The 12,212-nt window shown below is 75.6% G+C and carries 8 protein-coding genes; 3 read left to right on the forward strand and 5 right to left on the reverse strand.

Annotation, left to right across the window (positions count from 1 at the left end; translation table 11 throughout):
* Positions 1–144: 144 nt before the first annotated feature.
* From GTR02_RS00365 to GTR02_RS00375, 3 genes are all read right to left on the reverse strand, one after another.
* The gene (locus tag GTR02_RS00365; protein ID WP_166605480.1) at positions 145–372 is read right to left on the reverse strand and encodes a VOC family protein; all 228 of its coding nucleotides are present in this window, start codon (positions 370–372) and stop codon (positions 145–147) included.
* Between the two features lie 135 nt (positions 373–507).
* Positions 508–2,286, reverse strand: coding sequence for an ABC transporter ATP-binding protein (locus GTR02_RS00370; RefSeq protein ID WP_166605481.1), 1,779 nt, complete (start codon positions 2,284–2,286; stop codon positions 508–510).
* Entirely contained in the window at positions 2,283–4,160 is a 1,878-nt protein-coding gene (locus GTR02_RS00375) for an ABC transporter ATP-binding protein (protein ID WP_205708366.1), read from the reverse strand. The genes GTR02_RS00370 and GTR02_RS00375 overlap by 4 nt, the downstream gene beginning before the upstream one ends.
* Positions 4,161–4,504: 344 nt before the next feature.
* Between GTR02_RS00375 and GTR02_RS00380 the strand changes: the two genes are divergently transcribed.
* From GTR02_RS00380 to GTR02_RS00390, 3 genes are all read left to right on the forward strand, one after another.
* Positions 4,505–5,728 carry a hypothetical protein gene (locus GTR02_RS00380; protein ID WP_166605483.1) on the forward strand — a complete coding sequence of 408 codons (1,224 nt, stop codon included), beginning with the start codon at positions 4,505–4,507 and terminating at the stop codon, positions 5,726–5,728.
* A gap of 49 nt (positions 5,729–5,777) precedes the next feature.
* Complete coding sequence (locus tag GTR02_RS00385; RefSeq protein WP_205708358.1) at positions 5,778–7,037, forward strand: ROK family protein; 1,260 nt, start codon at positions 5,778–5,780, stop codon at positions 7,035–7,037.
* A 156-nt stretch (positions 7,038–7,193) separates the two neighbouring features.
* Positions 7,194–10,223 (forward strand): glycoside hydrolase family 38 N-terminal domain-containing protein, encoded by a 3,030-nt coding sequence (locus GTR02_RS00390; protein ID WP_205708359.1) that lies wholly within the window; start codon positions 7,194–7,196, stop codon positions 10,221–10,223.
* Positions 10,224–10,272: 49 nt separating this feature from the next.
* Here the strand turns inward: GTR02_RS00390 and GTR02_RS00395 are convergent, their stop codons facing one another.
* Positions 10,273–11,274, reverse strand: coding sequence for a Gfo/Idh/MocA family protein (locus tag GTR02_RS00395; protein ID WP_166605484.1), 1,002 nt, complete (start codon positions 11,272–11,274; stop codon positions 10,273–10,275).
* Positions 11,271–12,212: Gfo/Idh/MocA family protein (locus GTR02_RS00400; protein WP_166605485.1), on the reverse strand; the 942-nt coding region annotated here is incomplete at its 5' end. The genes GTR02_RS00395 and GTR02_RS00400, both read right to left, overlap by 4 nt.

Here is a 12,212-nt window from a genome sequence, read left to right on the forward strand (position 1 = left end):
GAGGGCCGTGACATGACGAAACCTCGGCGGCCAGAGGCCGAACCGAGGTTGTGCCGAGATTCTCCCAAGAAAGCGAGCTGATGTCAAGCAGCGGTACGAAGCGGCGCGGTGCCCCGACGGCCCCGGTGGTCCGAGGCCGGAGCCTCAGAACGAGCCGTACTTCTGCCGCGGGTCGATGAGGTCGTGGCCCGGGGCGACGGGGACGGCGGTGCCGTCGTCGACGATCTCCTGGCGGCGCAGCCGGCCGGCGGTCTCGTCGTGCTGCTGGAGGAGCTCGATGACGTTGCCGTCGGGGTCGGCGATGTAGACCTCCTCTTCGCACCCGAGGACCCCCAGGTAGAACTCGCGGGTGCGGGCGAGGTCCTCGACCATGATGCAGGTGTGGGTAGGACCCGTGCGGGCAGAGCGGTCGTCGGGGGTCCTCAGGCTCGGGAGCGGGAAACCCTCACCATGGCGCGCCGGCTCTCAGCCACCCGCGGCACGTGGTGCGAAGAACCGCAGGCGGCGTCAGGCGTGCTGCGCCGTCCAGGCCGCGTGCAAGCGCGAGTACGGCCCGCCCGCCTGGGCCAGCTCCACGGCCGAGCCGACCTCGACGACCCGCCCGCCGTCGACGACCACCACGGTGTCGGCGGCCTCCGCCGTCGAGAGCCGGTGGGCGATCGCGACGGACGTGCGGCCGGACAGGACGCCCTCGAGCGCGCGCTGCAGCCGCACCTCGGTGGCGGGGTCGACCGACGAGGTCGCCTCGTCGAGGACGAGCAGGTCGGGGTCGGCGAGGTGGGCGCGGGCGAGGGCGACGAGCTGGCGCTCACCCGCGGAGAGGCGTTCGCCGCGCTGGCCGACGGGGGTGTCGAGGCCCTCGGGCAGGCCGTCGAGCCAGCCCGTGAGGCCGAGCTCGGCGAACGCCCCGCGCACGTCGTCGTCGGTGGCGCCCGGGCGGCCGCGGCGGACGTTCGCCCCGACGCTCGCGTCGAAGAGGAAACCCTCCTGCGGGACGGCGACGACGCGGCGGTGCAGTTCGCGGCTCGGCAGGTCGCGCGCGTCGACGCCGTTGAGCAGCACGCGGCCGTGGGCCGGGTCGACGAGGCGGGTCACGAGCCGGGCGAGCGTCGTCTTGCCCGAACCGGTCTCGCCGACCACGGCGGTGCGGGACCCCGCGGGCAGGTGCAGGGCGACGTCGGCCAGGACGACCTTCTCGGTGCCCGGGTAGGTGTATGCGACGTCCTCGACGCGCACGTCGACCGGCCCGGCGGGCAGCGCCTGCACGCGGTCGCCCGCGGGTTCCGGCACGACCACCGGGGTGTCGATGAGCTCGACGACGCGGCGCCAGCCGGCCAGGGCGTTCTGCAGCTCGTTGAGCACCTCGGTCGTCGCCTGCACCGGACCGACCCACAGCTGGGCGAGGAACAGGAACGCCAGCAGGCGGCCCAGGGTGAGCTCGCCGCCGATCCCGAGCAGCGTCCCGACGACGATGACGAGGGCCACGACGAGGCCGGACACCACGACGCCCGCGGAGAACGTCGCCGCGGTCGCGACCTGCGCCTTCACGGCCTGCTTGCGGTGGCCCTCGACGGCCGCGTCGACCGCCCGCCACGACCGCGCCGACGCGGCGTGCGCGCGGATGACGTCGGCGCCCACGACGGTCTCGGAAATCGCCCCGAGCATCTCGCCCATCCGCACCCGCACGAGGGCGTAGGCCTTGGCGACGGGGCGCTGCAGGCGGTTGCGGATCAGGACGAGCGGGATGAAGCAGCCGAGGACCACGAGAGCCAGCTGCCACGAGTAGAAGAACATCACCGCGGTGGCCAGCACGACCTGCCCGAGGGACAGGACCAGCACGAGCATCCCGGTCTGCAGGAACGTCGAGATGGTGTCGACGTCGCTCGTGACCCGGCTGACCAGCGCCCCGCGGCGCTCGCCGGACTGCGTGAGGACCGCGAGGTCGTGGACGTGGCGGAACGCGCGCACGCGCAGGCTCGCGAGGCCGGCCTCGGTGGAGCGGAACAGCCGGACGTTGACGACCCACGCGGTCACCGTCGTCATCAGCACGACGACGGCCGCGATCGCGCACACCGTGACGACGCGGCGGACGTCCGGGCCGCCCTCGGCCAGCACGCCCGTGTCGATGGTCTGCTGCACCGCGACCGGGACGACGAGCTTGCCGACCGTCGTGGCGGCCGCGATCGCCAGCGTGACGCCCAGCCCGACCGCGAACTCGGGGGCGAGTTCCCGGGCGCGGCCCAGGACGCCGCCGCGGGGCGCGGGTGCGGAGGTCGCGGTGCTCATGCCATCCCTGCCGTGTTCGTGGTGACGCCGTCGGCGCGGTCCTTCGCGGCACGGGCGTAGGCGGTCACGAGGTCGCGGTACCCGGCGTCGCGCGCGGCGACCTCGGCGGCCGGTCCGCGGTCCACGACCCGGCCGCGTTCCAAGTGCACGACCTCGTCGGCCAGCGCGATCGTCGCGGGCCGGTAGGCGACCACGACGACCGTGGTGCCCTCGCCGGACTCCGCGAGGCCGTCCAGGACGGCGCGCTCCACGGTCGGGTCGAGCGCGCTCGTCGCGTCGTCCAGCACCAGCAGCCGCGGTCGGCGCACCAGCGCCCGGGCCAGGGCGAGGCGCTGGCGCTGACCGCCGGACAGCGTCGAACCGCGTTCCCCGACGAGTTCGTCGAGGCCGCCGGGCAGCGCGGACACGAAGTCCTCGGCGCGCGCGAGCCGCAGCGCGCGCCAGATGTCGTCGTCGCCGACCCGCCGACCGGCGGGCACGGAGGCGTCGTCGAGGCCGAGCGCGATGTTGCCGCGCACCGTGTCGTCGAACACGAACGTCGACTGCGGGACGAGGGCCGCGGCCCCGGCCACCTCCCCGTCGGCGAGGGACCGGACGTCGACGCCGTCGAGGACCACGTCCCCCGACGTCGGGTCGACCAGGCGCACCAGCAGCCCGGCCAACGTGGACTTCCCCGATCCCGTGCTGCCGACGACGGCGACCGTGCTGCCCGCGGCCACGTCGAGGGTGACGTCGGCCAGGGCGGGCGCGGGGTCGTGCTGCGGCGCAACGGCGCTCGCGCGCTGACCGGGCAGTTCCGGCCGCTCGTCCAGCGGGTCGGTCGCGGGCACGGGGTGGCGGTAGCCGAGCCCGGTGGTGGAGACCGCGACGGGCCCGCCCGTGGCGTCGAAGCTCCGCTCGCCCCACGGCGTGGTCGCGCTCTCCCGCAGGATCGCCTGGACGCGCGTGTCGCCCGCGACCGTGCGGGGCAGTTCCGACAGCACCCAGCCGAACGCGCGGACGGGGAACGCGAGCAGGCCCAGCAGGTAGGCGATCTGCACGAGGTCGCCGACGCCCACGGCGCCGCCCGCCGCGCGGGCCGTGCCGACCGACAGCACCGCGAGGGTGCCGAGCGCGGGCAGGGCCTCGATGACGGGCTCGAACGCGCCGCGCGTTCGGCCGGCGGCGACGTTGGCGTCCCGCAGCCGGTTCGCGTCGACCGTGAACCGCTCGACCTCCTCGTCGGCGAGACCCAGCGTCTTGACGACCAGCGCGCCCTCGAAGCTCTCGTGCGCGGTCGCGGACACCTCACCGCGCAGCTGCTGCACGCGCGTGACGCGCGGCGACATCCGCCGCTGGTAGACGATGTTCGCGAGCAGCAGGGCGGGGATCACGAGCAGCCCGACGGTGGCCAGCACCGGGTCGGCTGCGGCCATCGCGACGCCCGCGACGGCGATGAGGACGACGACACCCAGCGCGAACGGCAGGACGAACATCGCCTGCCACGTCGCCTCGACGTCCGAGCCGGCCGTCGCGAGCAGGCGTCCGGCGGGGTGCGCGTGGTGCCAGGCGAGCGGGAGTTCGAGGTAGCGGCGCGCGAGGCGGCGGCGGTACCCCGCCTGCAGCGTGAACGCGACCGCACCGGCCCAGACCCGGCGCACGAGGATCCCCGCGACCGTGACGAGGGTGACCGCCATGAGCGTCGACCCCGCCAGCCACACGTCCGCGGTGCTGACGTCACCCGAACCCGTGACGGCCGGGACGATCACGCGGTCCGTCACGCGCCCGACGAGGTAGCCCGAGGCCGCGGTGCCCGCGCCGTAGACGACGGAACCGGCGATGGCGATGCCGAACAGGCGTGGCTGCTCACGAGCCCCGCGCGCCATCGTCCGCATCCCGCTCAGGAAGGTGCCGCTCACTGGAGCGAGTTTCGCACGCCGGCGCCGCACCCGCCGTTCGCGGCGGCCCCGGGCGCCCGCGTCGACCTGCACACCGGCACCGCGGGCCGCGTCGAGCCGCCGCCGGGCCGGGTGCCGCGGGCGGAGCGGTTCGCCACCACGACGCTCGTCTCCTCGCCCGCGGGCCCGACGTCCCGCCCGCCGACGCGGTCCCGCGGGCGCTGGGGCTCTCGGTCGAGCACGTGGCCGCGGCCCCCCTGCCCGCGCCTGCACCCGCGCCCCGGTGGCGCACGCGGCGACGACGGGCGGCACCACCGCCGCCCGGGTGACAGGCTGGCGCCATGGCACGCGACGACGACAGGCCCCCGGTCGGCGACTCCTACGCGCAGGGCGAGTCCGCGCTGCGCGAGCTCCGCGAGCCGCTGCGGCGCTGGCTCGACCTCAACGCCGAGGTCGACGAGGAGGTCGGCGTCGACGCGATCCTCGAGGCCCTCACGGTCGCGGCCGGCGGGCTGCTGACCGTCCGCCCGCAGGCGCAGCTGACGCGGCAGTCGCCCGAGGACGTCGAGGCGCTGACCGGCCGGGTGATCCCCGCGATGGTCTCCGACGTCGGCCCGCCCGACCCCGACGAGATGCGGGAGGACCTGGCGTCGCTGTGGCTGACGTTCCTCACCTTCCTCGGCGACACGGGCCGCTGGACCGGCTCGCGCGGGGACCTCGAGACCTGCCTGTCCCTGCTGGCCGGTGAGCCGCCCGCCGTCACCGAGGTCCTCGCGCAGGCCGCCGCGGGCGTCGACGAGGGCGAGGAGGACGCGACGGTCCTCGCGTCCTTCCCGGTGCGCGCCGCGATGGCCGTGCTCGAGCAGGTCGGGGAGGGGCTCGTCGTGCCCGACGACGAGGAGCTCGCCGCCGACGACGTGACCGCCGTCCTCGCCGGGTTCGAGCACGCCCTGCCGCTGCCCGTCGACGAGGACGGCGAGCCCCTGCACCTCGAGGACGTCCCGTGGCTGCGGCAGGTCGTCGTGACGATGATCGCCCTCGACCTGCTCGACGGCGAGGACGAGACGCTCCTCGTGCCGGGGGAGGAGGCCGCGACCTGGCTGGACCCGGCGCCCGAGCCTCGGGAGCTGCGGCGCCACCTCGTGGGGCGGTTCGTGCTCGACGACCCGTCGGCCCTCGACGGCGGGTTCTCCGTCTCCGAGGCCGTCCTGCCGACCGTGCTGGCCGCGGCCGCGGCGGGCCAGCCCTTCGACGACTCCTCGCTCGACGAGCTCGTCGACGGCGCCGCGGGGCTCGGACCCGCTGCGGCCGTGGCGGTCGAGGAGCTGCGCGAGCGGCTGGCCGACCTCGCGCGGTTCGGTGTCGTCAGCGCGTCCGCGCCCTGGACCGTCGCGCGCGGCTACTGGCCGGCGATCGCCGCGGCCGCCGCGGACGAGGACGAGGACCCGCTCGGCGACCTGTTCGGCGACGGCGAGGCCCCGCACTGGTTCGACGGCGTGCTGGGTCAGCTCGGCGTCGGCGACGACCAGGCGCAGCAGATCCGGGGGATGTTCGGCGGGCGCTGACGGGTCCGGACGCGCCGCCCGGAACCACACCGCGTGGCAGTCTGAGCCGGTGGTCGCGCCCTCCCGCCTCCCCGCGGTGCGCCGCGGGTCGAACCTGCCTCGCGTCGGGGACTACAACCGCGTCGTGGTGCTGGACGCGGTGCGGCGCCACGGCGACGGGCTCAGCCGCGTGGAGCTCGCGGCCCTCACGGGCCTGTCGGCGCAGACCGTCTCGAACATCTGCCGGTGGCTGCTGGACCAGGGCCTCGTCGAGGAGACGGGCAAGCGCAGCGACGGCCCCGGCAAGCCCCGCACGATCCTGCAGCTCGCGGCCCACGGCCGCTACGCCGTCGGCGTCCACCTCGACCCCGTCCTCGTCACCACGGTGGTCCTCGACCTGCGGGGCGGGGTCGTCGCGCGCTCGAACACGCCCCTGACGCCCGAGGTGCCGCCCGAGGAGGTCCTCGCGCGCGTCGCCGCCGAGGTGGAGTCGACGATCGCCGCGTCCGGCATCGCGCGCGACCGGCTCGCGGGGCTCGGCGTGGCGGTGCCCGGGCCGCTGGACGGGCCCGCCGGTGCGGTCGTCGGCGCCCCGAACCTGCCCGGCTGGCGGCGGGTCGCGGTGCGTGAGGAGCTGGCCCGGCGCACCGGGCTGCCCGTGCTCGTCGACAAAGACGTCGTCGCCGCCGCGGTCGCCGAGATGTGGGCCGGCGGGGCGGGGCCCACCGGGTCGTTCGCGTTCTTCTACCTCGGCACGGGGCTGGGGGCCGGGCTCGTGCTGCGGGGCGAGGTCCTGCGCGGCGCCTCGGGCAACGCGGGCGAGCTCGGGCACCTCGTCGCCGACGGGGTCGGCCCGCTCTGCGCGTGCGGGCAGCGCGGGTGCCTGGGCGAGCGGAACTCCCCGCGGTCGATGGTCCTGCAGGCGCAGGCCGCGGGCCTGGGCCCGTGGCCGCTGGACGACGAGCTGCAGGTGGACCGTGCGCTCACGGAGGTGTGCCGGCTCGCGGACGACGGCGTCCCAGCGGCGCTCGCGGTCGTCGACGAGGCCGCCGCACGCCTGGCGCGCGCCGTGTCGGGCGTGCAGAACCTCCTCGACGTGGACCTCGTCGTGTTCGGCGGGCCGTCGTGGTCGCGGCTGGAGCGCCGGTTCCTCGACGTCGTCGGGCCGCTCGTGCGGGGCCACGAGGTCGCCTCCGCGCTGCACGCCGTCGAGATCCGCGGCACGCGCGTCGGGCGGGACGTCGCCGCGGTGGGCGCCGCGTGCCTCGTGCTCGACGACGCCTTCAGCCCCCGCTCGTCCGTGCTCCTGCTGAGCCCCGCCGCCCCTTGACGGCGGCAACTCCACTTGATTTAGATATCCAGGCGGGTCGACGACGATCCCGCAGGAGCGGAGGAGCAGCGTGACCCACGCCGACGGCCCGGTCGCCGGCGGCGCCGTCACGGGCTGAGCCACCCGACCTCCCGACCGCCCCACCCGAGGAGTCCCGTGCACGTCAACCCTGCCCTGGTCGAGATGCGCGTCGACCGCTTCGTGCGCGAGCGCCTCGAACCGGCGACCTACCGCCGCCGGCACCCCGTGGCGGTGACGGCGTGGGTGGCGCCGGGCGAGCCGGTGCCCTTCGCCGAGGCCGTGGCGCAGGAGTTCCGGCCGTTCGCCGTCGGCACCGCCTGGGGCAGGCCGTGGGGCACGACGTGGTTCCGGCTGACCGGTCCGCTGCCCGCGGGGTGGGGCGGGCCGGGGACGCGCGTGGAGGTCGTCGTGGACCTCGGGTACTCCGCCGTCCAGCCCGGGTTCCAGGCCGAGGCGACGGCGTACCGGCCCGACGGCACCGTCGTGAAGGGGCTGCACCCCCGCAACCGCTACCTGCCCGTGGCTGAGGTGAGCACCGCGGCCGGCGTCGACGTGCTGCTGGAGGCCTCCTCGAACCCGGACGTCTCCGGTGACGGCGTCTTCGCGACGCCGACGCCCCTGGGCGACCTCGCCACGGCCGGCGACGCCCCCCTGTACCGGTTCGCGGCGGCCGACGTCGCCGAGCTGGACGTCGCGGTCTGGGAACTGCTGCAGGACGTCTGGACGCTGCGCGGGCTGCTGCCGGAACTGCCCGAGCAGTCCTCCCGGCGCGCGGAGGTGCTGCGTGCGCTGGACGACGCCGTGGACGCCGTCGACCCCGGCGACGTCGCGGGCACGGCCGAGGCCGGCCGCCGGGCGCTCGCCGGCGTGCTGGCGCGGCCCGCCTCCGCCAGCGCCCACCGCGTCGTCGCCGTCGGGCACGCCCACATCGACTCGGCCTGGTTGTGGCCCACGCGGGAGACGGCCCGCAAGTGCGCCCGCACCTTCGCCAACGTCCTCGCCCTCATGGACGAGGACCCGGACCTCGTGTTCGCGTGCTCCTCGGCGCAGCAGTACGCGTGGGTGCGCGACACGCAGCCGGAGCTGTTCGCGCGGATCCGGCAGCGCGTCGCGGAGGGGCGCTTCGTCCCCGTCGGCGGCATGTGGGTCGAGTCGGACACCAACATGCCGGGCGGGGAGGCGCTCGCCCGCCAGTTCGTCGCGGGCAAGCGGTTCTTCGCGGAGGAGCTCGGCGTCGAGCCGCTGGACGTGTGGCTGCCGGACTCCTTCGGCTACACCGCGGCGATGCCGCAGATCGCCCGGGCCGCCGGTGCCCGGTGGTTCCTCACGCAGAAGCCGTCGTGGAACGAGGTCAACCGGATGCCGCACCACTCCTTCGCGTGGGAGGGCATCGACGGGACGCGCATCTTCACGCACTTCCCGCCCGCGGACACCTACAACTCCGACGTCGGCGGGGCCGACCTCGCGCGGGCCGAGCGGCAGTTCGCCGAGAAGGGCCGCGCGACGACGTCGCTGCTGCCCTTCGGCTACGGCGACGGCGGGGGCGGCCCGACCCGCGAGATGCTCGCCGCCGCCGCGCGCACGCGCTCGCTGGAGGGCTCGCCCGCGGTCGAGCTGGCCGGGCCGGGGGAGTTCTTCCGCCGCGCCGAGGCGGAGTACCCCGACCCGCCCGTGTGGAGCGGGGAGATGTACCTGGAGTTCCACCGCGGCACCTACACCTCGCAGGCCCGCACCAAGCGCGGCAACCGGCGCAGCGAGCACCTGCTGCGCGAGGCGGAGCTCTGGGCCACCACCGCGGCCGTGCAGCGGGGGACGGCCTACCCCTACGAGGCGCTGGAACGCGTCTGGCACACCGTGCTGCTGCAGCAGTTCCACGACATCCTGCCCGGCTCCTCGATCGCCTGGGTGCACCGCGAGGCGGAGGCCCGCTACGCCGAGGTGGCGCAGGAGCTCGAGGCGCTGGTCGACGGGAGCCTGCGCGCCCTCGCCGGGGACGGGTCGCAGGCCGTGACGTTCAACGCCTCGCCGTTCCCCCGCGACGGCGTGCCGGCGCTCGGGGCCGCGCCCGCCGAGGTCGGCCGCGACGCCCGGGTGTCCCCGGAGGCCGGCGGGTTCGTGCTCGCCAACGACCGCGTGCGCGTGGTCGTGGACGCCGACGGGCTCCTCGCCTCGGTGCGGGACCTCGACGCCGACCGGGAGGTGCTGGCGCCCGGGACGCGGGGTGGCCTGCTGCAGCTGCACCGCGACACCCCGACCCAGTGGGACGCGTGGGACGTCGACGAGCACTACCGCCGGCACACCACCGACCTCGTGGCGGCGGAGTCGGTGGAGCTCGTCAGCGACGCCCCGGAGCGCGTGGCGGTGCGGGTCGTGCGCCGCTTCGGCGACTCGCGCGTCGAGCAGGTCGTCGCGCTCGCGGCGGGCGCCGCGGCCGTCGAGCTGGAGTTCGACGTCGACTGGCACGAGCGCCAGAAGCTGCTGAAGCTCGCGTTCGGCCTCGACGTGCACGCCGACCGCGCCGCGTCCGAGATCCAGTTCGGCCACGTCATGCGGGCCACCCACACCAACACCTCGTGGGACGCGGCGCGGTTCGAGACCTGCGCCCACCGCTGGGTGCACGTCGGGGAACCCGGCTGGGGCGTCGCCGTCGCCAACGACTCGACGTACGGGCACGACACGGGGCGCAGCACCCGCGACGACGGCGGCACGACCACGACCGTCCGGTTGTCGCTGCTGCGCGCGCCCCTGTTCCCCGACCCCGACGCCGACCAGGGCGGGCACCGGCTCCGCACGTCGCTCGTCGTCGGTGCGGGGATCCCCGAGGCCGTCCGGGAGGGGTACCGGATGAACCTGCCCCTGCGCGAGGTGCGCGGCGCGGGAGGCGTCGAGGCGTTGCTGGCCGTCGAGGGGGACGGCGTGGTCGTCGAGGCCGTGAAGCTCGCCGAGGACCGCAGCGGTGACGTCGTCGTCCGGCTGTACGAGGCGCACGGCAGCCGCGCCCACGCCCGCGTGCGCCCGTCGTTCCCCGTGGCGTCGGTCGTCGAGACCGACCTGCTCGAGCGCCCCGCCGAGGCGCCGCGCGCGCTGCGCGACGTCCTCGACGGGGCGGCCCGGCTCGAGCTGCGACCGTTCCAGCTCGTGACGCTGCGCCTGCGGCGGGCCTGACCGGCCGCGGTCGCGGGGGTCGGGCGGTGCGGGTCCGGAGGCGCGGTTCCTACAGGCGCAGCACCTTCGCGATCGTCCCGGTCCGCGCACCCTCGTAGGCGGCGAGCAGGACGCCGAGGACGGCGATGCCCTCCACCTCCGTGTGGATCGGGCGGGTCCCGGTCTGCAGGCAGGTGGCGAACGCGCCGATCTCGTCGACGAAGGAGTCCGTCTCCGCGAACGTGAACGTCTCCTCCTGGCCCGAGCGCAACCGGTAGGTGACGCTCGTCGCCGTGCCGGAGAGGGAGCCGAGCTCGCCGACGACGGAGAACTTCTCGGTGCCCGGCGCGGCGTCGTACGCCCAGCTCGTCGTCATCTGCCCGACGACGCCACCGGCGAACCGGACCAGCACCTGCGCGGAGTCCTCGCCCTCCATGAACGTCAGGCGGTGCGTCGAGAGCATCGCCGTGGCCTCGAGGGGTTCCGCGTCCGCCAGGTGCAGCAGGAGGTACGTCGGGTGGTACCCCGTGTCGATGAGCTCGCCGCCGCCGCTGGTGCGGGCCGAGGCGCGCCAGCCCATGGTCGCCGGGTCGAAGTCGTTGTGGAAGCTGTCCGTGGTGCGCACCTCGTAGACCGTGCCCAGCCGCCCGGAGGTGAGGATCTCCTTGGCCTTGGCCACCGAGGGGAAGAACAGCTGGTTGTGCGCGCACATCAGGGTGACGCCGCCGGCGCGGACCGCGTCGGCCACCCGGTGCGCCTCCTCCGGCGTCAGGCACAGCGGCTTCTCGCACAGCACGTGCTTGCCGGCCTCGGCGGCCGCGACGATCGCGTCGGCGTGCAGGTGGTGGGGCAGGCAGATGTCGACCGCGTCGACGTCCCCCGTCGCGATCATCTCGCGGTAGTCGGTGAACGCCTTCGCGCCGAGCTCCGCGGCCCGCGTGGCCGCGGCGTCGGCGTCGATGTCCGCGACCGCGGTCACCGCGATCCGGTCGGCGTGGGTGAGGTAGCCCCGCACGTGGGCGCGGGTGATCCCACCGCCCCCGACGAGCCCGACCCTGACGACGTCGCTCATCGGACGCCTCCTTCCTGTGCGGCCGCGTTCGACCGCTCGACGAGACGGGTGAGTTCGACGGCGCGGTGCAGGTTGTCCTCGGCCTGCGTGCCGGCGCCGACGTGGGTGATGAACTGCGAGAACGGGTCCGGTGCGTCGGCGGGGACCGCGAGGTCCTCGACCGAGCCGTCGGGGCGGCGCAGCACGAGCCGCCGGCCGTCCTGGGTGTGGTGCACGCTGCCCTCGGTGCCGTGGACGTCGACGGTGAAGGCGTCGTTGCTCACGAACCCCGCTTCCACGACCCCGATCCGCCCGTCGGGGTAGCCGAGGGAGACGACGGCGTGGTCCTCCACGGCGCGCCCGGTGACGTGGGCGTAGACGGCGCGGACGGTGTCCGGTTCGTCGCCGAGCAGGAGCTGCGCCAGGTAGACGGGGTGGCAGCCCAGGTCGGTCAGGGCACCGCCGACGGCGGTCGCGGGGTCGAAGAACCGGTCGGGCAGCCACCCGCGCGCGTCCCCCGGCGTCCGGCCGTGGACGGCGCCGTCGTGGGACAGGCGGATGCGCGCGTAGGTGAGCCGCCCGAGCGTGCCCGCCGCCACGGTGTCCCGCAGGGCGGTGGCGTACCCGTGGGACAGGCGCGGCAGGGAGACGACCAGGGCGCGGCCCGCGGCGGCGGCCTGCGCCACGAGGGCCTCGCACTCCGCGACCGTGGGGGCGAGGAGCTTCTCGGTGAAGACGTGCTTCCCGGCCGCGAGAGCGCGGCCGATGACGTCGGTGTGCGCCGTCGTCTCGGTCGTGACGGTGACCGCGTCGACGTCCTCGCGGGCCAGGAGCGCGTCGAGGTCGTCGGTGAGCCCGACGCCGAACTCGTCCGCGAGGGGCCGGCCGAGACCGGCGTCGGGCTCCCACACCGCGGTGAGCGTGCTGCCGGGGTGGGCGAGGGCTGCGCGGGCGTAGTC

The organism is Kineococcus siccus, assembly GCF_009906795.1.
GTDB lineage: Bacteria > Actinomycetota > Actinomycetes > Actinomycetales > Kineococcaceae > Kineococcus > Kineococcus siccus.

Bases quoted from the DNA above. Each gene is read 5' to 3' on its own strand.
- GTR02_RS00375 (WP_205708366.1), bottom strand. From the start codon at position 4,160: ATGCGGACGATGGCGCGCGGGGCTCGTGAGCAGCCACGCCTGTTCGGC.
- GTR02_RS00395 (WP_166605484.1), bottom strand. From the start codon at position 11,274: ATGAGCGACGTCGTCAGGGTCGGGCTCGTCGGGGGCGGTGGGATCACC.
- GTR02_RS00380 (WP_166605483.1), top strand. From the start codon at position 4,505: ATGGCACGCGACGACGACAGGCCCCCGGTCGGCGACTCCTACGCGCAG.
- GTR02_RS00370 (WP_166605481.1), bottom strand. From the start codon at position 2,286: ATGAGCACCGCGACCTCCGCACCCGCGCCCCGCGGCGGCGTCCTGGGC.
- GTR02_RS00365 (WP_166605480.1), bottom strand. From the start codon at position 372: ATGGTCGAGGACCTCGCCCGCACCCGCGAGTTCTACCTGGGGGTCCTC.